This window comes from Flagellimonas meishanensis, from assembly GCF_019880545.1.
In the GTDB taxonomy this organism is placed as follows: Bacteria; Bacteroidota; Bacteroidia; order Flavobacteriales; family Flavobacteriaceae; genus Flagellimonas; species Flagellimonas meishanensis.
Genome location: NZ_JAINVW010000001.1, coordinates 1,029,137 through 1,050,295, shown reverse-complemented (window position 1 = coordinate 1,050,295; position 21,159 = coordinate 1,029,137). Strand labels below are relative to the sequence as shown.

The window sequence follows — 21,159 nt, the reverse complement described above, 5'->3', positions numbered from 1 at the left end:
GCAAAAAGTAGCCCTAAAAAAACATATTCCAAAAAGCTATTCCTATTACAATTTTATTTATCCCGCAATTGTAAAGGTAGGGCGGTGAGAGGCCTTACTTCTTCTTGGAACAATCCATAAGGTTTTGTTCTCATTTTTTGAAGTTTTTGAATTAGCTATCAAACGCATCTCCTGCCCGCCTTTCTCAGTTGCACTGACTCTATTAATTACTAACAAAACTTTAATTCTATGAAAGCAAACAAGCTTTTTGGGGCACTCATCATGGTGCTTTTGTGTTTTGCAACAGCGCAGTCCCAAGAAAAAACGGTGTCCGGTACTGTGTCCGACCAGAGCGGCCTACCGTTGCCAGGGGTGAACATCTTGGTACAGGGCACTTCCACTGGAACTCAAACCGACTTCGATGGAAATTATGTCATTTCGGCCAGTCAGGGACAGGTACTCTTGTTTACCTATATAGGCCAGCGACAGGAACGTCGTACCGTTGGCGCAGCCGATGTTGTCAACGTGCAGATGCAGGAGGACGCCCAAGCCCTCGAGGAAGTGGTCGTGACCGCCCTTGGTATCAAAAGAGAGAAACAGGCGCTCGGCTATGCCGTGGCCGAAGTAGGCGAGGAGGACCTGGAGCAGCGAGCCGAGGGTGATGTCGCCCGGGTACTGCAAGGCAAGGCCTCGGGTGTACAGATCACCAATCAGAACGGGCTCTCAGGTTCCGGTACTAACATCATCATCCGCGGGCTATCAACCTTCAGCTCGTCAAACCAAGCCCTGTTCATAGTGGATGGGGTACCCTTCAGTACCGACACCAACTCCCAAGGCCGCGGTGGCGACCGACAGGACTTTATCAACGGCAACAATGGTTCGTCAAGGTTCCTTGACCTTGACCCGAACAGCATCGAGAGCGTCAATGTATTGAAGGGCCTTGCAGCCGCAACACTTTACGGTTCGCAGGGCCGCAACGGGGTCATCCTAATAACGACAAAAGGGGGCAGCGCACAGTCCGGTCCAAAGAAGACCGAAATCACCGTGACCTCCTCATACTTTATCAACGAGATTGCCTCGCTGCCCGATTACCAGGACCAGTACGGGAATGGTTTCGACCAGAGTTTCGGTTGGTTCTTCAGCAACTGGGGGCCGAGCTTCGATCGTGACGGTATCTCTGGGTGGGGCAACCAACCGCTTATCAATGAACAAGGGACCTTGGCGCATCCATACTCCACATCGACAGCAGCCATACAGGCGGCCTTCCCGGAGTTCCAGGGGGCGCGCTACGAATGGAGGCCCTATGATAGTGTCGAGAAGTTCTTCCGCCAAGGGGGTGTCGCCTCTTTGAACGTGAACGTCCGTGGTGCATCCGATGACGGGAAGATATCCTATAACGTGAACTATGGTCACCTGAATGATAAGGGCTTCACCCCGAACAACAGTGTGATCCGTAACACATTGAGCGTCGGTGGCAACGCCGCGCTCTCGAACAGGTTCACTGCCAGCGGTACCTTGAACTTCTCACGAACCAAGTTCGTATCGCCACCTGTGGCGCTGAGTTTGGGCAACGGCGCAACCGGTACAGGTTCATCAACATTTGGAGACCTTTGGTTCACCCCAAGGAGTATCGATGTACAGGGATTGCCCTTTCAAAACCCGATTACAGGAGGCAGCGTATATTACCGACAAGACAACTCTATACAACATCCTTTGTGGACCATAGCCAATGCGGAATCTTCACAAGAGACCAACAGAATCTTCGGACAGGCCTCGCTGCAATACGATATTAACGATAACCTCAACCTTATCTATAGGGCGGGGCTTGATGTCTACAGTGAGAACAACGTGAACTTCCAGAATAGGGGCGGCATCAACAGCAATAGCAATAGTGTTTTATTGGCCAGTGGTTTCTATGAGACCTGGAACAACACCAACACTATCTGGGACCACAACCTGGTTTTGAATGGTGATTACAATATCACCGAGAAGATTGGCTCTACATTTAACGTCGGGGCGACCTCAAGAAGGGAGATTTTTGACCAAAATGGGGTAAGTAGTAATGCCCAGCAAGTATTTGGGGTATTGCGGCACTTCAACTTCTTGAATTCCTTGCCCATACAAGCTTTTGAGGAACGTAATCTCGCGGGTGTCTATGCACAAGCGGATTTCGACTACGACAACATGATCTACTTGACCCTGGCGGCTAGGAACGACTGGGTGTCGAACTTTGCCCGTGAGAACCGTTCGCAGTTTTACCCCAGTGCGAGTCTCGCATTCATCCCGACCAATGCCTTTGAAGGTTTGAAATCGGAGAACGTGCTGAACTATTTGAAGATTCGTGCAGGTTTCGGTTCATCGGCGAACTTTGAGTCGACCGCCTATCCCATTGCACAAACCTTGTTCTTGGATGTTAGGGATGCCCAAGACGCCACGGGCACCAATATTGTATCGAATACCACGGCCGGCCGTTTCGGCAACCCCGACCTCAAGCCCGAAGTATTGGAAGAAATCGAGCTTGGTATCGAGTCCCGCTTCTGGAACAACCGCATCACCTTGGACGCCTCGGTGTACCAGCGCAATACTAGGGACCTTATCCTCGACAGGCCCTTGGATCCCGCAACTGGGAATACGGTGATTGCCACCAACATCGGTGAGATAGAGTCCGAAGGGGTAGAGATAGACCTTGGGGTCAATTGGATACGATCGGATAAAGAAGGTGGTTTTGATTGGAGTACCAATGTAAACTTTACGGCCTATGAGACTACTGTCGTTGACCTTGGCCTTGACACAGACCTTGTGGTCTACTCAGGCTTTACCAATTTGGGCAATGCAGCTATTGAAGGTGAGCCCTTGGGCGTTCTTTATGGTGATAGGATTCAAAGGGATGCCAATGGCAATTTTGTAGTGGGTGGAAACGGATTTTATGTCCAGGACGCCAATAATGGTATTATCGGTGATCCGAATCCGGATTGGACCGCTAATTTGAGGAACAGTATTTCTTATAAAAACTTCACCCTTGGTTTCCAATGGCAGTATGTCCAGGGAGGGGATGTCTCTTCAGCAACGGTATCCACTCTTCTGGGGAGAGGATTAATTCCTGAAACCTTGGATCGGGAGAACACCTTTATACTACCCGGTGTGGATGCCAATGGTAACCCGAACCGTCGGCAGATCAACAACTCGGACTACTATTTCAGTAACGTATTGTTCGGACCCAGTGAACTCCAGGTCTATGATGCGACGACCATCCGTTTGCAGGAGGCGTCCCTATCATACTCATTACCTAAGAAGTTCCTTGACAGGACACCTTTCGGCAACCTAACCTTTACTGTATCCGGCCAGAACCTATGGTTCCGTGCCGTCAATACGCCCAAAGGGGCCAATTTCGATCCAAACACGGCCGGACTCGGTGTGACCAACGGACAGGGCTTTGACTTCTTGAACGGTCCAAGCTCAAGAAGATATGGGTTAAGTGTAAAAGCAACATTCTAAAATAAAAAAATGATAGTGATGAAAAAATTGAACAGATATTTGATTTTGGCCCTGTTCTCAGGGGCGGTCGCCATGACCTCCTGTGAGACCGCGGACCTGGATATCACAGAGAACCCGAATGCCCTTGTACCAAACCAAGCCAATCCTGAATTCTTGTTGGCTTCCATCCAAGAGGATTTTATAAGGCACTTAGAAGGAGTAGCTGCAACTGAGGATAATTTCCAAACCGGTAATGATGGTCTTTTCGAATTTGGTATGGAACTGGTACGCACCGCCAATCTAAATGGAAGGAACTACCAAAGTACTTTTCAAGGCATTGACGTAGACGATGAATGGACAAATGTCTATAGAGGAATTTTAGCTGATATAAAGGCTATGGAGCCCTTAGCTCAGGAAGCGGACTTAACCCATCATATTGGCATTGCCCAGTTTATAGAGGCCTATACAATGAGCTCAATGGTCGATTTCTTTGGCGATATTCCGTATTCTGAATTCGGCAGGTTGGAAGAGGGTATCCAGAACCCTGTTGCAGATCCGGGTGCCAGCATTTATGATGCCGCCCTGGTATTGCTGGATGAGGCCATCACCAATTTCAAAAGTATACCCGCAGCCGACCCCATTAACGACCTCTACTATGGCAATGACTATGGCCAATGGGAGCGCGCTGCCAATACCTTGAAGTTGAAACTTTACCTACAGCGCAGGTTGGTGGATGAGAATGCGATGGCCAACTTCAATGCAATTATCGCCTCTGGCAACTACATCCAGGACACGGCCGATGACTTCCAGTTCAACTGGCCCGCCACAAGTGCAACAAATCCTGACAATAGGCACCCCAGGTATGGAATCAATTATGCCGTGGCTGGTGCTGGAGACTATATGTCGAACTGGTTGATGAATTTGATGAATACTACTAACGACCCGAGAATACGTTTCTATTTTTATCGTCAGACACCCACAGTTCCGGGCGCCGAGATCCCGCCGGATGAACAACTACTGGCATGTTCCTTAACTACTCCGCCACCACATTACGTGGCAGGGGGCTTTACCTTCTGCTGGCTAGACGATGGATATTGGGGTCGTGACCATGGGAATGCAGAAGGCACTCCTCCAGATGGGCTGTTGCGAACCACATGGGGTGTATACCCAGCAGGTGGTCGATTTGACGACAGCAGCTTTACCGCAATCGCCCAAGGTCCGGCATCCGCCGGAGCTTCTGGGGCAGGAATCTCTCCCATCCTAACAGCTTTTATGGTAGATTTTTGGCGGGCAGAAATGGCCTTGGTTACTGGGGATATAGGTGCTGCCCAGAATCATTTGGTAAACGGGGTAACGAAACAGATTGCCAAGGTGAGGTCGTTTGGAGCATTAGACACCGCTGCCGATTTGAGTGTTGCACCTACAGATGGAGAGGTTACGAGTTACATCAATTCGGTGAACAGTGCATTTGCTTCCGGAACTATGGAGGATAAATGGAATGTATTGGGTGAACAGTTCTTGATAGGCTCTTTTGGCAACGGTGTAGATCCTTACAATTTCTATAGAAGAACGGGTTTCCCGAATACGGTACAGCCCAATCTCGAACCAGATCCAGGACAGTTCATCCGATCATTCTATTATCCAGAGGTTTCTGTCAACGCGAACTCGAACATCTCGCAGAAGTCGACCAATGCGGAACCTGTTTTCTGGGATACCACCAGTGGGCCACCGGCAAATTAAAAATAAGTTATGGACACAAAATTCAAATTCATGAAAAGAACAAGGATATTTTTTATGGCACTGTTGGCGCTGGCCACAGTGTCCTGTAGCGATGATGACAAAATCATTGATAACCTATTTGAAACTGTTGAAAGTGGTGCAGTTTTAAGAACGGTCAAAGTAACTGGTGGAGCCCTTGACGTATTGGACACCTCTGCAACCACCACAGTGGAAATAGAAGAACAGGATGTGGAGAATGGCGGCTTGCTCTCAGAGGTACGTGTTTTTGTAAATCTGACCGATAATACCCCAGATGCAACCACAACAACGAGTGAGTCGATATTGACCACCATCCCTGCAGCTGACTTTTCCTCAGGTCCTTTCGGCCTCCCCAGGGGAAGTTTTTCGGCCACTTTGGGTGAGATGGCCGCTGCCCTGGGCATAGCACCGGGCGATTACAACTGTGGAGATGCATTCGTTCTTCGTTTAGAGCTGGTTCTTACCGACGGCCGCGCTTTTTCTTCTGCTGATGTAACCAGTACGGTACAAGGGGGATCCTTCTTTTCTTCACCCTTTCAATATACTGTAAACCTGATTGCTCCGTTACCCTCAGACGACCTTTATACCGGTAATTACCAGTTGACACAGACAGCCCCAGGTATTTTCGGGGTTTCTGATTACCAAGATGGAGTGTATACCGTGACCACCATAGATAATACCACGAGGCAGATAAACAACGTGCCATTTTTTCCAGCATTTGGGCCTTTCGGTCCCACAAATATCCAGTTTCAGTTTGTATGTGGAGAAATTATATTTATACCCGGTCAAGGTGTGAGTGGCGTAGGCTGCAATAGTTTAATAAGTAATGGACCAGCAATCATTAATGCAACTTATGACCTGGCAAATCCCGATGATAGCGATTTTACCATCCACTTCACTTCTGATGAAACTGATGACTGTGGCACGGGAACGGCACAGGCGACAATTCGATTGACTAAGGTTTAGGTTGAACAAATAAGTCATCAGGTTGGATTGTAAATCGGTTTTGGGCCTTGTTGTTTTTTTAAACCAACAGGGCCCAAACCTTTTACTACTTCTAAAACATTAAAGCTAAATGGTCCCTGAAAATGGTAAGCCTTTGATTTGATATATTAAAAATGAGGACAATGAGCATGAATTTTTTACTTCGCCAGGCTTGCATCCGGTCTCAGGAGAAACATTACAAAAATCACACCCCGTATCATTCAAATATGCTTTCCTATACATCGATGTAAAAGGGAATTATTTGTTTAATAATAATTTAATCTGGTTTCAATATTGTTAAGCCTTGTTAAAAGGTGATAACCGCTGTGTTCATAAAAAACCACCCTTTGGCAAGCTATGAAAACCAAAAGAATTTTCAATACTTGACCCCGATAATAACCAGTTTACAGTTGAACAAAGTATATAGAAAACCGCGCCTTGCCAGCATTGGCAATGACAATCTCGGGATAAGTATTAAAAAAGAGTCCCGGAAAGTTAAATAACCAATAGTCGGTCAAGAAAGTGGTAATAAATCCTCTACCCCTATGGCTGAAAATATCGGCAAATATGTTGGTTTGGCATGGGTACTTCTGATCAATCCGCTTGGGATTGAAACTGGTGAACCCGTTTTACCACAGGATCAATGGCCTCCTTGTCCATGAAATCAAATCCTTTACGTTCTTGTTTTCTGGCTTCCGGATCTTTGTTGAACATTGATCCAATCATCAACATTACTTTATCAAAAAAAGTAAGCTTCTTTCGAATTTGCCTGCCCCGCAGTGCCACATGGTACATCCTTGAAACAAAACGCTTTGGCAAGCTGTTTTCAATCCAACCATTAAGCCTCTCCCCAGCGGGAGCGCCCGATACCGAAAAGAAAACTATGGGCTTGTCCTCAAAATGCACCAAATGCTTTCTAATCCATTTGCGGATTAAAACCTTGAAGTAGATAATTGGACTGCCAATTATCAAAAAGTCGTACATGGCTGGATCGGTCCGCTCATTTTTGACATCGAATATGGGCAAACCTGTAGCTCCCGCTATCCAATCCGCATATTGCTTTGTGCTTCCATATTTACTACAATAAAAAACTGCGCCTTTCATAGCATATGCTGTTTTGGTTCGATTGTAAAAGTACTTTTAGGTAATGAACACAAGAATGATCGGCATCACCCTCAAGATTTTTTTAAGTTCCACCCTTCCATCCCATAAAGGTTGAAGCTAAACCGTATGAATGCCTTTTAACAGCCTGTTTGATGTCGTTATCCATATCCGTTTTCATTTTTCGCTTTGGCCCTTACAACTATCGGACTACCATTAAACAGTACAGGTCACATGCTGTTCCATCTTGGATTGGTAGTATTTCAGACTGTAGGGGTCACCAAGATCAATGGGTTGTTTTCCAAGTTAGTGGCATGGACATTCATTATTGTTTCTCTACGTTATATGTGATGGTCATCAGGTTAAACTTGCCATATACAAATTCACCATCTGGGTAATGCCAAATGGCTTCTCCGTAGGTCGGGAGGATATGGCCATTGATTTCTTTATAGTTCCCTACGGGTGTTGAAAACGGAAAAGTCTTCATTTCCGATACGGCTATCCGATCCTCCGAAACAAAATTGACCAGCCGCCCTTTTTCATTGAAATATAACACTGCCGAAATACGGCAACCATTATTGGTAAAAACAGCTCGCGCGGAAAACGCGTCAAGCTCTTCCCATTGGATGCGTTCATCGACAAGTGCAGCTGGCGCGAACAGGCACATATCATTGAAAAAAGTGACCGTTTCGGTGGGAAACATTTCTGGACCGTCCATTTTTGCAACGGAGAACAACGATAATAGTTTTATGAGCATACTTGCGCCGTCCGTTGCATACCGATGATAACCAGCAGTGGGCAAGCCCGAAACTTTGGCCTTCATAAAGAACAACCGGGTGGGGTCTTCCACGAAATTGTACTGTTCCGAAGTGAACGAAAACCAGTCCTTCCCCTTGTCCCGCATTTGCCCTTCGAAGGTTATCCTAAAGTTGAATACTTTTGGTTTACCCACTATCCCCACGTAGCTCAGGTAGTTCTGCACTGGTGTTGGCAGATGTTCTAGGTCTTTCTCGGTAATCAACTCCTTCACCTTTGGCGCTGACCGCATTGCCAAAAAAACATCTTCGTGGTACTGATTTTCAAAACTGGTATTTGCCCATGCAACTATTCCAATAATGAGGATTATGATATTGGCTATAGTACCGAACTTGGAATCCTTCCAGAACATTATAATCAGCAGCTGCGATAATACCACAGCGACAATGGATAAAATTGGCCAGAAGTCTTTCTTTATAAAGTAGAGTACCGCGGAGATAACAAATAGCAGTCCCGTTAACAGCCAAAGTATCCCCAAAGGCTTGGGGATATCTTTGGTCAACTGCTCCATATTGCCAAGATCCAATGCTTTGGCAAAACCCATAAAATGGATAAGACCGTGAATCAGAATTAGCATGAAGAATACTGCTCTCATGGTGTTTGCTATGTTAGAATGCTTTGGCAATGCCAACACCAAAACTGAAGTAGTTCAGGTCCGCATCTATAGTTACCGTTCCAATTTCGATATCCCTTGACAGGGCCCGATAACCCAACTGGGGGCGCAACTTCCAATTGCTTCCCAAATCTACCTGAACCCCGGCACCTACTTCCCAACCAAGGCCATGACCAGAATCTGCGTTAATATCGCCGGCATCGTTCTCTACCTCAATGTGATTGTAGATCCCCCCTGCTCTTACCAAGTAGGAAAGATTTTCTGAAGCTCCAATAGGATGGATGAATTGCAGACCAAATGTATATCCTGTAACATCAAAATCCGTATCCTCAGGGCCGGGAAAAGTGAGAGCAATATCACTATTGAATGTATTATATCCCCACCCGGCATAAGCCCCGAGATGCTCCATAAATTTATAGCCAACGGCGACCTCGAATCCAAAACCTGTCTTTAGGTCGGCATTGCCCAAGTCTTTGGTTGGAAAATCCAGATTGGGCCGCACTTCCACGGACCACTTATCTTGCGCATTGCCCATTTCACCAATAAGAAACAAAAGGGTAAACAACATAACTAATTTTAAAGTTTTCATAGTTCTACCATTAAGGGATTATGTGAGCAAATGTAGCCGTGGGCCTAGATATTGGCAATGATCTTGGTCATAAGCAATTTATTGGAAACCTAAGGTTTATCATCCTTCATGCTGCTTATTATTTAAGAATGAAAAGCTTTTCAATACAGGGTCAAGGTGTAAAAAAGATGTGGGACTCCTATAAAATCCAAAAGCAATAAGTTCTTTGAAACTGATCATTTCTGGGAGAATGGACTTGCCTTTCCAACAACAATAAATTTGCTTCTGTTGATCCCAGGTCTTGCTAAATTTTAGTTTCGCAGCAGATTGTTTCATCCACCCTACGCTAAGAATCCTGAATGCCTGTTTTTATTTAAAAAATATCTGCTACCTTCATGGAGATCAAAGAGACATAACCATACTGACATGTTGCCACGGGGTACTTTCCCAGACAAGGTTTTTTTGAATGGTAAAATAATGGACAGTGCCTTGACCCAGATTTCCGTATTTGACCGTGGGTTCCTTTTTGGTGACGGTATTTATGAGGTAATGGTGCAATTGGAAAATGGTATCTTTTATAAAAATGCCCACCTCCAAAGGCTTCGGGAAAACCTAAAAAAAATTGGAATCCCGTACGATCTTATGGAATTGGAGAACCAACTTCCCGCACTCCTCCGTTCCAATGGTCTCCAAGACCAATCTTGCCTTATCTACATGCAGGTCACCCGAGGAGTTGCCCCAAGAAAGCATGCCTATCCAAAAGATATCGCCCCTACGGTGATGATGTATGCCATACCCTATGCACTTCCCCGAATCAACAAAAAAAGAAAGTACACAGACATGGATCTGAAAGTAGTAATCATTGAGGACGAAAAGCACAGCAGGGAGACATTGAAGTCCCTTTTGGAAGAATTCTGCAAAAACGTAAAAGTAATTGCTACAGCGGATTCGGTTAAAGAAGCCGTAAAAGTATTGTCCATTTATAGTCCCGACGTAGTTTTTTTGGATATAGAGCTACAGCCCGGAACTGGATTTGACGTCCTAGAGCAAATCAAGGAGCCTACTTTTGAGGTAATTTTCACCACCGCCTTTGAAAAATATGCCATCAAAGCCATCAAATTCAGTTCGCTGGATTACCTGCTCAAACCCATTGATCTGGATGAGCTCCAGAAGGCCGTTGAGAAGGCCCGAACCAGAATGGATACCAACGTATACCGTCAACAGATAGATACCCTCATGCAAAACCTCTCGAGGGGGACCAATAAACAGGAAAAAATCTGTTTGGCCACCACTGCTGGCATGGAGTTTATTGCCATAGAGGATGTTGTGCTTTGCAAAGCGGATGGCTCCTATACTTCCTTTATCTTGAAAGACAACTCCTCGTTGATGGTAAGCAAGCACCTGAAAGAATATGAAAACCTATTGTCCGACCAACAGTTTATGCGGGTGCACAACAGTTATTTGATCAACCTGAATGAGGTAAAGAAATACATCAAATCCGATGGCGGATATATTATAATGAGCAATGATATGCATGTGAGCATATCCCCTAGAAAAAAGGACGATCTACTGGAAGCCATGAAACGGCTTTGAAATGTTTCTTTTCAAAATTTTAGGAGTTTTCCTTACTTACAATTGGCATTTGTGATTTTCAGACATGGCTCTTAAAAATATTTGAGGTCAAGGCAGAGCAATTGGTTCAAAATGGGAAACGTCAAACTTATATGTCCTTTTTCTTCTCAACCAAACTTTTGGTGAATTCGTTCAAGGCATCCACCTTGTCCTGAAAATCTCCCTGTAATGTTTTTCGGTATTTGTTCAGGTTATTGACCAAGTCATCAATGTTCTCGGGCAATACATCCTCAAAAAATTGACGTAATCTTTTGGCCGTGGTCGGGGATTTGCCATTGGTGGAAATGGCCACTTTTACATTTCCTTTGGTCACAATGCCTCCCATATAAAAGTCACACAAAGGTGGATTGTCCGCCACGTTCACCAAGATGCTTTGTTCCCTACAGTCGTTATATATCTTTTGGTTGACCTCCCCTTTATCGGTACAGGCCACAACCATATGCTTTCCTTGTAAAAAATCTTTGTGGTATGAAGCGATTACAACATCCACATGGTGCTTTTCAGCAAGCTCCCTGGTCTCGTCTAAAAACTCTGGAGCAACCATTTGCACCTTGGCATTTGGGCTGGACTTTAGCAAAAAAGTCAACTTTTCCAATCCCACATTACCCCCACCCACAATCAGGACATTTAGGTTGGAAACCTTTAAAAAAATGGGATATAGCTCATTCCGCTCCATAGCTCATTGTATTGCGCCTTTAAGAAAATCCTCTGGAACCCAAAGGAGAACGCTTATGCAATATAAGCAAGAAATCTCATGGAAACACGAAGTCCGGATCTGGTGAATCTAGGCTGTCCTTTGTTATCTATTGGAGTTTTACAATAATGAACTCCGACCTTCTGTTAAGGTCATGGTCTGCTTGGGAACATTGTACCCCATTGCCACACCCGTTTAAGAGTTGTTTTTCCCCGTAGCCAATGGCACTCTCAATGCGATGTGCCTCTATGCCCTGGGCAACAATGTAGCTACCAGTGGCCTTGGCTCTTTTGTCCGAGAGACTTTCATTATAGGTATCACTTCCCCGGGAATCGGTATGTGCCTCTATTTTGATTACCATTTTGGGATACTCCTTCATTACCTCAACAATCTTGTTGAGCTCTTGGGCAGCGTCCGGTCTAATTTCAGCTTTGTTGACATCAAAGTAGATATTGTCAATTTTTATTTTAAGTACCCCGTTCTCTTGGACTATAAGTTTATTGAGTTCCTTCGTCATCTCGATCTGTACTTGGTTGACGACCTCCTTTTCATCAGATGTGCGAAAACCAGCTTGGTTAGGTTCAAATCCCTGTTTTTCAATTTTTACGACATACTTGGATTCACAGTCCAAAGGCAATTCAAAGTGGTAGCCTCCGTAGGAATCGGTCAAGGTTTCCCCAAGCACTTCCGCGCTTTCAGAAATGAGCTGCACCTGCACATTCCCTACGGGAACACCGTTGGATTTTCTAATGACACTGCCCCTAACCTTTTGGTGACAAGTTTCCTCCATTCTTCGAAAGGAGTAGATGTCATCATCGCCTTTGCCCCCTTTTCTGTTCGACGAAAAATACCCCCGATTGGTCGCCTCATTCACGATATAGGCAAAATCGTCAAGATTACTGTTCAATGGTTTTCCCAAATTATTTGGTTTTCCATATCCATCTTTGCCAATTTTGCTTTCAAACACATCGAGTCCACCAAAGCCCAAATGTCCATCAGAGGCAAAATAGAGTTTCTCCTCGGTAACAAAAGGAAACATTTCCCTTCCACCGGTGTTTACGCCAGGACCTAGATTCTCTGGTTTGGAAAAGGTCCCGTCCCCATGAATGTTAACCACATAAATATCCGTTCCGCCCAAACTGCCGGGCATATCCGACACAAAAAAAAGTTTTGAGCCATCAGGAGAAAGCGCAGGCTGCCCCACAGAGTACAGGTCGTTGTTGAAAGGAACCTCAGTGGCACTCCCCCATGCCGTACCTTCCCATTTTGCCGTATAGATCTTAAGGTGGTTTATACCCTCGTTGTCCCTGCCCAAAACTTGGTCGGTAAAATTGTTCCTAGTAAAATAGATGCGATCTCCCTCTGGGGTAAAGGTGGCCACTGCTTCGTGATATTTGGTGTTAAGCACCGATGAAAATGAGGTCACCTTGTCCAAATCGAATCCATGTTCACGGACATCGGCAACATAAAAATCCAAATAGGGCTGTCGGTTCCATTCGTAGACACGAGTTTCCAATTTCGAGGAGTCCCTGCTTGATGAAAAGACAATCTTATCTTTATAATAAGTGGTTCCAAAATCCGATACGGATGTATTGATGGAGAGGTTTGCAATGTAAAACTCGGGTTGTTTGTTAAGCAGTTCCTCCATGCTTTCATCATTGTTCTGTAGCTGGGCCACTGCAAAGCCCGAATCTTCCAGATCTTGTCCGTAGATTTTCATAATAGCCTTGGAAAGCACATAGTCCCCAGTTCCCTGCAACGTATGGACGTATTTGAAGATATACTCCGGGGTCAATACCTTCTCATATTTAGAGAACAATCTGGCATACCATTTCACAGCACTTTTCATATTGGAGTTCAAGTAGTATGCATCTCCCAGCCGTTGCAACACGTGTTGCGAATCATCACCCTTCAACGCCATGGCCTCATATTGCTTGGCGGCGCGTTTGTACATCATGTTATCAAAGTTCGTATCGGGGTCGTTAAACTGTAACTGGCCCTGCACAGCACCAAGACCAATCAAGAAGAATAAGGCAATATTGGTTATTAGCTGCTTCATTTTAATAGAATCTGGGGGATTTTAGTTTCTTTTCCACGGTTTTGAACTCATATCGGAGAAAAATCTCATGAGTACCGCTTGTGTAACTACCCAAATTGGTAGTGGTAAGGTCGTATGCGTAGCCGGCATTGAGTTCCGGGGATATCTGCAATCCCAAAAGGGCCGAAAAGGAGTCGTCCCATCTATAAGACAGTCCGAACGTAAAGGTTTCCTTCAACAGCACATTGGCCGATACATCAGCAATGAGTGGTGCCCCTGGAACCCATTTGACAAAAAAGGCAGGTTTGAACTTGATCTCTGGGGTCATGTCAATAACTTTTCCTCCTATCAAATAGTAATGCAGGCGTTCCGCGGCTATTTCTTGTTCTTCGACATCATAATGGTTCTGTGAGAAGAAATTGGGCACTGCAAACCCAAGGTAGGCCTTGCCGGTATGATAGTACAGTCCAGCACCAAGTGTTGGGAAAAACTTGTTGGCAATATTATTTTGGAAAGCCACATCTGGATCGTCTACAAGTCCTTTTGAAAAATCAACATTAAAAAGGCGGCCCCCAAACTTAAGCCCAAATGAGAGCCTACGGTTCGCACTGTCCAATTGCACCGTATAAGAAACATTTCCATCCACAAAGAATTCTGAGGCCGGGCCCAACGCATCATTGGCCAATACTAATCCAGCACCTATATTCTCCTTAACGGGACTATCCATGGACAACACCTGGGTATTTGGCGCTCCGTTGATGCCCACCCATTGGGAACGGTGCATCAAGAGGCTGGCCAGGTGTCCGCGAGAGCCAGCATAGGCTGGGTTAACACTCAATGTGTTATACATGTACTGCGTGAACTGGGGGTCTTGCTGGGCTTGTGCAACAAAAGAAAACAACAAAAAGAAAGCTACAAACAGTCGCTTGCCTTTCAATATTTTCTGATATGTCGCTTTCATATTGCCCATAAATTCTTTTTTATCTGTTGATGTATAGCCAATCTGTTTTTGGTGCCGAGCCATCCCCCAGGTCCAACACATAATAATAGGTGCCCACTGGCAACAGTTCCCCTTTCTGGATTGCTGCCCTGCCATTGGTTATGCCATCCCAATCGTTTCCATATCCCCTTTTTTCGAATACAATATTTCCCCATCGATTATAGACCTGGAGCACATTGTTAGGATATCTTGAGATACAATCAATTTTGAAAAAGTCGTTGACCCCATCACCGTTAGGGGAAAACTCATTGTAAATGACCAAACAGGTTGGCTCAATAAAAGCTTGATCGGTATCGTTGCTGTTATCCACATCCCATTGGTCCACAAAGGCTAGATTTACGGTGTTCACATAGTCGTCAACATCCAGCACCTCCACATTAAGTACAAGGGTGGCTGTTTCGGATGGGGTCAAAGCATCAATTTCCCAAAATCCAGAAAACGCATCAAAGCTCCCCAAAGTGGTCTGTGAAGAAACCAGCGCATACCCTCTTGGCAACAATTCCTCAATACCAAGATTTGTGGCCAGGGAACTTCCCCTATTCGTAGCGGTTACGGTGAAGGATATTTCATCACCGATATTGGGATTAAGTCGATTTACCGTTTTGCTCAAGGCGATATCGGTGGTTTGCGGAACCACCAATACACTGGTTTCATCATCGTCGGCAATACCATCCAAATAATCATCCGTTTCAATTCCTTGATTGGGGTCACTGTCGGGATCGGGAAAATCACTGGCGGTTATAGAGGCTATGGTCAAATACTCATCCTGTGTTCCTGTTGGAGGGTTCACCACCGCAAGCAATTCCAATGTTTCCGTATTCTGTTCAACCAGGGTGCTATTCAAATTCCAACGACCCGTGACTGGATCAAAAACACCGGCAGTGGTAGTATGGGACTGGTAGCTGTATCCCGAGGGCAACAAACTGTTTGCCATTATCCCTGTGGCGTCACTTGGACCGCTGTTGGTCATGTTCAAAATAAATCGAACCACATCTCCTACATTGGGCGTGGGGTTGTCAACCGTGATGTCCAGACTGAGGTCCCCCAATCCATTGGGCACCGGTACTATGGTTTCTTGGTCATCTTCCGAACTTAAATTGTTGTTCGGGGTTGAATCTGGGTCAAATGTGTCCAATGCTATCAATTCAGCGGTATTTAGATAGCTCCCGGTAGGAAGCACCAAAGCCGTGATTTGAAGCGTTTCGGATGTTCCGCTCAGGATATTTGGCAAATCCCATGCACCTGAAAGTTCGTCATATACCCCGGATGTTGCCGAGGCAGAAACGAAGCGGTATCCCGAAGCCAACTGGTCCTCAATAACCAATCCCGTTGCATTGTTCGGCCCTGAATTCTCTGCTGTGATGGTAAACACAATTGGGTCACCAACCGAAGGGGTTAGGTTATCCGCCGTTTTGGTAATGGATATGTCCGTTACAGTCCTTGGTGTGGTTGACTGCTCGTCCTGATCGTCTTCCCCTGCCAACATGTTGTTCGGGGTTGAGTCGGGATCCAGTTGAATGGCTGTCAACACCTGAGCGGTATTGGAATAATTTCCAGCAGGATTCACCTGTGCCACAATGTTCAACACGGCATCATTTCCCGCAATGATGCTACCCACATTCCAAATGCCATTCAGGGGATTGTATCCTCCTCCGGAATCATCCGATATATAGGTATAGCCCGATAGCAATCCATCCAAAACACTCACACCGGTAGCATCACTAGGACCCTCATTGGTCAGCGTCAAGGTAAAGGTCACATTATCCAAAACATCGGGAAACTGATTGTCCACGGATTTGTCCAGACTTAAATCAGCGGCTGGAATCGGCGTGGTTCCGGCAGTATCATAATCATTCTCAAAAACATTGGTATTGTTCGGGGTGGAATTGGGGTCAATATTGTCTGAAGCAATGACCTCGGTAACGTTGAAATAATCCCCGGATGGATTTACCGTAGCAACAATGGTCAAGGTCTCCGTAGTGCCATTTAGGATCACCCCATTCAAATCCCAAATGCCTGTTGATGGATTATACACCCCGGCAGTTCTCGAATTGGAAATATATGTATAACCAGAAGGCAGCACATCCCTTATTTCCACTCCTGTGACATCACTGGGGCCTTCATTGGAAATGTTGATATCAAAAATTACGTCTTGCCCAACCAATGGGCTCAGAACGTTCACAAATTTTCTAAGTATAAGATCCGATACCTGTATCGGAACTGGTACTACCGTTTGCTGATCATCTTCGGTTCCATCGTTGTTTGCAGGGAAGGAATCACTATCGGTTTCCGAAACCCCTGTCAACTCGGCGGTATTGGCATAGACCCCGCTCGGAAGCACATCAGCCGTCAAAACCAATGTCTCGGAGTTCCCGCTGGCCAGATTTCCAACTATCCAAGACCCAATCAAGGGGTTGTACAACCCGCTCGAAGGGGCAGCATTGACATAAGCATAACCAGAAGGCAATACATCGGTCACTACCACATTGGTGGCATCACTGGGTCCGTCATTGAGCACGGTAATTGTAAAATTGATTTGACTGCCAACATCTGGAGTAAGATTATCCGCAGTCTGGGTCACAGTAATGTCGACCACTGGATTAGGGTTGACAATAACCTCGTCTTGATCATCCTCGGACAATATAGTGTTATTTGGTGTGGAATCGCTATCTGTTTGATCATGGGAAATCACCTCTGCCACATTGGTATAGCCTCCTGCGGGATTTACCGACACGATTATATTCAATGTTTCGGAAGCTCCGCTCGCCAGCGTACCAACATTCCAGATTCCGGTCGCATCGTCATAATTTCCCCCACCATCATCAGAAACATAGGTGAATCCAACTTGAAGCACATCTTGAACACTCACATTGGTGGCTTCGCTGGGGCCTGAGTTGGCTATGGTCAAAGTGAAGGTAATATTGTCTCCAACATCGGGTGTGTCATTATCCACGGTTTTGGCCAGCTCCATATCTACAATCGCAACAGGACTTACGGTCACATCGCCCTGATCATCTTCGGATGATACCCCGTTGGCCGGGGTTGAGTCTATATCAAAACCATCAGAAGCTATAACCTGTGCCGTATTGGTATAATTTCCCGTAGGATTTACGGCTACGGTCAGTGTTAAGGTTTCGGACGCCCCGTTCGGCAACGTCCCCAATTGCCAAAACCCGCTGGTGCTGTCATAGGTTCCGGCAGTAGCCGTATAAGACTCAAACTGGAATCCGGAAAGCAGTTGGTCCACGACAACCACATTGGTTGCGTCATCTGGTCCGTTGTTGGTCACTGTTATTACAAAACTGATCTGCTCACCAACATTGGGCATCAGATCGTTGCCCAAAACGGTCTTCGTCAAGGATAGGTCGGCTTGTTGTGGGGCAACAGTAAGTGCGGCTTCGTCATCCTCGCTTTGGTCCCCATCATCATTGTTCGGTGTACTGTCGCTATCATATTCGTTCGCAAAGACCACTTCAGCGGTATGGGTAAATTCGCCTGAGGTGGCCGTAGGAGTCTGCACGGTTGCGTTGAATGTGAGCACCAAGGTATTCGCTCCCAAAGGAACATTGAGTCCGGTCCAAGTGATGGCCCGTGTGCCAAAATTAAATGTGCCACCGTTGCTTATGCCAACGATATTGTCAAATCCAATAGGAATTATTTGCTCTACAGAAACGCCTGAAGCTGCCACATCCCCATCATTGCCAAGATTTACCGAAAAGGTAACGGTATCGCCCACATCGGGACTTATAGCACTGGCCTGAAGGTCCAATTCCAAATCGATTCCCTGAACGGAAATGCCAGCAATGTCTGCTGCTACGGAACAAACGCCATTGGAAACGGTCCACTGAAAAAAGTAGGTGCCATCCACCAGACCAAAAACCTGTGTGTTTGGGTCATTGGCACTGGCAAAACCAACCAAGGTTGGCCCAGATGTTTGGCTCCATGTACCCGAACCTGAAGAAGGCGCAACCGCATTCAGAAAAACAGCGGTAACCTGGTTCACAACCTGATCAACACCTGCATCAGCGGTAGGCTGTAATTCCACCACGATATCAACATCCTCAGCTACCGGAGTGCCATCGGAACAGGTTGCACTCAATTGAAAGGTATAGGTATTGCCACCAGAGTAACCAGTGATCTGGGTGTTCAAATCGGAGGGATTATCGATTGTAATTGCAGGGCCACCTACCTGCGACCATTGCGGGTTGACCAAAAAAGATCCTGAAGCCGTCCCAGAAAGGTTAAATAGTGTTTGATTTTCACAAATGGTTTCATCCACTCCCGCACCAATGGAACAATCTTGTGCACATATCCATTGTCCAAAAAAGAAGAACAAGGAAAGTGCCGTGAAGGCAAAGCTCTTTTTCTGGCACGTGGATGCTAGGTTCATTCGGTTGAGGATGAGGTTTTTCTCTTACGTAGTAAGACCCTCAAACATACCAACTACAGGGAACAAAAGGGAAGTTATGTTGTATTTGACCGATCATTTGTTGTGAAACATCGGATTGGTGATGAAAGCCCAGCATATTTTATGCCCTGTTCCACTGTTTCGGCTTAAACTTTTAGAATTCTTCGAATAGGCAACCAAATGTTTTGGGAATGAAGAAGTTATGTGTTTTGCTTTAATTCAGTGCACACAAAGGGTTGAACATTTCCTAATATGAAAAGCCGCCTAAGCCATTGTTGATAAATAGGATAACGCCCATTGTTCTTTCAAAAAGACCCCCCAGATGATCCAAAAAACATCCACTTTTCATAATGTCAAAAGATAATGTTTATAAATTATTGTTATGTAATAGATTTATAATATAAATATTAATATATGATTAAATCCCACTAATTTTACCGAAAAAACAAATGGCACCGACAATTGAGCATCCCAAAACAGAAATAATGTTAGGTAGAAGGACCTCAAAACGAACCAAACTGGCATCAACTACAATTTGGGGAGTGGGATCCCTTCCGTTGGATGAAACGGCAATCAGAAAGCAGGTCGAAAATACCTTGGGCATATTCTGTTGTGTCAAGGTGCAAATCGAAAAAGGTGAGCAGGTAAGAATCGAGATCAACCCGGAAAATGAGATGATGGAAGCCAACGGCCTTATGCAAGTCTCTGTTTTTAATGTACTTCGGATGCTCTGCCAAAAATTTAGTTTGCAGATTTTGCATGTCGAGAACGAGTTCTTACCGGACTACGCATAAAAAACGCTCCTATTCCGAAAATCGTCCATCCCGTCCGCTGACCCAAAATGCTTGAGCGCTTTACTTCAGGTGTCCTGTAAGTGTCTTTCCTAACCCATAAATATGGCAGAATTGTAGGATTCTCTTAAATAAGATTCCAATTCCTTATCTTGAATGCAATTTTAAAGGGAGAAAGTAATAATCTCCTGTTTTGTCCGAAAGGTTTTAAGATCTTACTCTAGATTTTATAACTAATGGACTAAGAAAGCACGAGATGTTACCTCAATTAAATGAATAGCAGGAAAAATAGTGTTCAGTTTACTATGGAAAAATGCAATGCCCCGATACGGATGTTGTTTTTCTTGGTGGTTACGCTTTGCCTGCAATCAACCCATTCACAACAGGGCCAGGAGGCGGACAAATCTACCATTTCCATCACCTATCCCATGAGCTCAACGGTATGGGAAATTCCGGAATTGGCCGAATTGCGTTGGACAACCAAAAACATGGACACCACCAAATCCATCCGTTTTTTCTTGGTTCGAAACAAAACCGTAGTGCAAGAATTGGGCAGGTTTAAAAACAATGGGCATGCCACGGGAATAAGGCTTGCAAAAAACATAAACTCTGGTGGTAGCTATCAAGTAATGGGCATGGAATTGTTTCCAAATAAAAAAGATCAAGTTGCCAAATTTGTGACTCCTTTTTTCACCATTAAAAACAAGGAATCAGATGAGCGAAAACGACTATCGGAATTGGCTCGAAACGATAAAGTGCCTTCCAAAAGACAAGACAAACTGGCCACGCTTTCTGCTGATGCCAATACAAAAGCGCGCCCAATCCCAAAAGAATTTGAGGGACGAAGGATTTCCTACGTTAAAAATCTGGCTTTTGAAAGTGAGCATTTGAAGGTGAAAATATGGGACCATGAAAAAGAGGATGGCGACATCGTTTCCATTTACCTGAATGGTGAACTTGTGCTATCCAAACATCTTTTGACCAATGATCTGCGGGAATTTGACATTGAATTGGACCCTGCAAAGCCAAACGACTTACTCTTGTATGCCCATAATTTAGGAGAAGTTTCTCCAAACACGGTTTCGGTGGAAATAGCAAGCGCAAGCAAAGCGGAAACCATCACCCTGAACTCCTACCTTAGAAGCTGCGAAGCGGTATTGATCAGCGTAAAGAAATAAACCCCAACAATCAGATTTATGAAAGTTGAGGTTTTAGAGTACCTTGGGTGGGAATCGAACCCACACGACCGAAGTCACTGGATTTTGAATCCAGCGCGTCTACCAATTCCGCCACCAAGGCATTA

13 protein-coding genes and 1 tRNA gene are annotated in these 21,159 nt (G+C 45.3%); 6 read left to right on the top strand and 8 right to left on the bottom strand.

What is annotated here, in order from left to right; translation table 11 throughout:
• The first annotated feature begins 228 nt into the window (after positions 1-228).
• The 3 genes from K7G75_RS04735 to K7G75_RS04725 are packed head-to-tail and all read left to right on the top strand — an operon-like array spanning position 229 to position 6,177.
• Entirely contained in the window at positions 229-3,474 is a 3,246-nt protein-coding gene (locus K7G75_RS04735) for a SusC/RagA family TonB-linked outer membrane protein (protein WP_222983068.1), read from the top strand.
• Between the two features lie 18 nt (positions 3,475-3,492).
• A complete protein-coding gene (locus tag K7G75_RS04730) occupies positions 3,493-5,193 on the top strand; it encodes a SusD/RagB family nutrient-binding outer membrane lipoprotein (RefSeq protein ID WP_222983067.1) in 1,701 nt (566 codons plus the stop codon).
• Positions 5,194-5,223: 30 nt separating this feature from the next.
• Positions 5,224-6,177 carry a hypothetical protein gene (locus K7G75_RS04725; RefSeq protein WP_222983066.1) on the top strand — a complete coding sequence of 318 codons (954 nt, stop codon included), beginning with the start codon at positions 5,224-5,226 and terminating at the stop codon, positions 6,175-6,177.
• Positions 6,178-6,789: 612 nt separating this feature from the next.
• Here the strand turns inward: K7G75_RS04725 and K7G75_RS04720 are convergent.
• From K7G75_RS04720 to K7G75_RS04710, 3 genes are all read right to left on the bottom strand, one after another.
• Positions 6,790-7,299 (bottom strand): flavodoxin domain-containing protein, encoded by a 510-nt coding sequence (locus K7G75_RS04720; protein ID WP_222983065.1) that lies wholly within the window; start codon positions 7,297-7,299, stop codon positions 6,790-6,792.
• Positions 7,300-7,621: 322 nt separating this feature from the next.
• Entirely contained in the window at positions 7,622-8,707 is a 1,086-nt protein-coding gene (locus tag K7G75_RS04715) for a DUF6544 family protein (protein WP_222983064.1), read from the bottom strand.
• 13 nt (positions 8,708-8,720) lie between these two features.
• Positions 8,721-9,314 carry a porin family protein gene (locus K7G75_RS04710; protein WP_262420241.1) on the bottom strand — a complete coding sequence of 198 codons (594 nt, stop codon included), beginning with the start codon at positions 9,312-9,314 and terminating at the stop codon, positions 8,721-8,723.
• Between the two features lie 441 nt (positions 9,315-9,755).
• Here K7G75_RS04710 and K7G75_RS04705 point away from each other — a divergent pair, with 441 nt between their 5' ends.
• Complete coding sequence (locus K7G75_RS04705; protein WP_222983063.1) at positions 9,756-10,886, top strand: response regulator; 1,131 nt, start codon at positions 9,756-9,758, stop codon at positions 10,884-10,886.
• A gap of 127 nt (positions 10,887-11,013) precedes the next feature.
• Here K7G75_RS04705 and K7G75_RS04700 read toward each other — a convergent pair whose 3' ends face one another.
• The 4 genes from K7G75_RS04700 to K7G75_RS04685 form a co-directional block, all read right to left on the bottom strand.
• Positions 11,014-11,601, bottom strand: coding sequence for a precorrin-2 dehydrogenase/sirohydrochlorin ferrochelatase family protein (locus K7G75_RS04700; protein WP_222983062.1), 588 nt, complete (start codon positions 11,599-11,601; stop codon positions 11,014-11,016).
• Between the two features lie 127 nt (positions 11,602-11,728).
• Positions 11,729-13,678, bottom strand: coding sequence for an OmpA family protein (locus tag K7G75_RS04695; RefSeq protein WP_222983061.1), 1,950 nt, complete (start codon positions 13,676-13,678; stop codon positions 11,729-11,731).
• A gap of 1 nt (position 13,679) precedes the next feature.
• A complete protein-coding gene (locus tag K7G75_RS04690) occupies positions 13,680-14,618 on the bottom strand; it encodes a PorP/SprF family type IX secretion system membrane protein (protein WP_222983060.1) in 939 nt (312 codons plus the stop codon).
• 19 nt (positions 14,619-14,637) lie between these two features.
• The gene (locus K7G75_RS04685) at positions 14,638-19,047 is read right to left on the bottom strand and encodes a T9SS type B sorting domain-containing protein (protein WP_222983059.1); all 4,410 of its coding nucleotides are present in this window, start codon (positions 19,045-19,047) and stop codon (positions 14,638-14,640) included.
• Positions 19,048-19,550: 503 nt separating this feature from the next.
• Between K7G75_RS04685 and K7G75_RS04680 the strand changes: the two genes are divergently transcribed.
• On the top strand, positions 19,551-19,859 hold the full coding sequence (locus K7G75_RS04680; RefSeq protein WP_222983058.1) for a hypothetical protein: 309 nt from the start codon (positions 19,551-19,553) through the stop codon (positions 19,857-19,859).
• Between the two features lie 302 nt (positions 19,860-20,161).
• Complete coding sequence (locus K7G75_RS04675; RefSeq protein WP_222983057.1) at positions 20,162-21,034, top strand: hypothetical protein; 873 nt, start codon at positions 20,162-20,164, stop codon at positions 21,032-21,034.
• Between the two features lie 39 nt (positions 21,035-21,073).
• Here K7G75_RS04675 and K7G75_RS04670 read toward each other — a convergent pair.
• Positions 21,074-21,155 (bottom strand) — tRNA-Leu (locus K7G75_RS04670).
• Positions 21,156-21,159 lie beyond the last annotated feature (4 nt).

Bases quoted from the DNA above. Each gene is read 5' to 3' on its own strand.
- K7G75_RS04735 (WP_222983068.1), top strand. From the start codon at position 229: ATGAAAGCAAACAAGCTTTTTGGGGCACTCATCATGGTGCTTTTGTGT.
- K7G75_RS04725 (WP_222983066.1), top strand. From the start codon at position 5,224: ATGAAAAGAACAAGGATATTTTTTATGGCACTGTTGGCGCTGGCCACA.
- K7G75_RS04680 (WP_222983058.1), top strand. From the start codon at position 19,551: ATGTTAGGTAGAAGGACCTCAAAACGAACCAAACTGGCATCAACTACA.
- K7G75_RS04710 (WP_262420241.1), bottom strand. From the start codon at position 9,314: ATGAAAACTTTAAAATTAGTTATGTTGTTTACCCTTTTGTTTCTTATT.
- K7G75_RS04715 (WP_222983064.1), bottom strand. From the start codon at position 8,707: ATGAGAGCAGTATTCTTCATGCTAATTCTGATTCACGGTCTTATCCAT.
- K7G75_RS04690 (WP_222983060.1), bottom strand. From the start codon at position 14,618: ATGAAAGCGACATATCAGAAAATATTGAAAGGCAAGCGACTGTTTGTA.
- K7G75_RS04700 (WP_222983062.1), bottom strand. From the start codon at position 11,601: ATGGAGCGGAATGAGCTATATCCCATTTTTTTAAAGGTTTCCAACCTA.
- K7G75_RS04720 (WP_222983065.1), bottom strand. From the start codon at position 7,299: ATGAAAGGCGCAGTTTTTTATTGTAGTAAATATGGAAGCACAAAGCAA.
- K7G75_RS04730 (WP_222983067.1), top strand. From the start codon at position 3,493: ATGAAAAAATTGAACAGATATTTGATTTTGGCCCTGTTCTCAGGGGCG.
- K7G75_RS04675 (WP_222983057.1), top strand. From the start codon at position 20,162: ATGGAAAAATGCAATGCCCCGATACGGATGTTGTTTTTCTTGGTGGTT.
- K7G75_RS04695 (WP_222983061.1), bottom strand. From the start codon at position 13,678: ATGAAGCAGCTAATAACCAATATTGCCTTATTCTTCTTGATTGGTCTT.
- K7G75_RS04685 (WP_222983059.1), bottom strand. From the start codon at position 19,047: ATGAACCTAGCATCCACGTGCCAGAAAAAGAGCTTTGCCTTCACGGCA.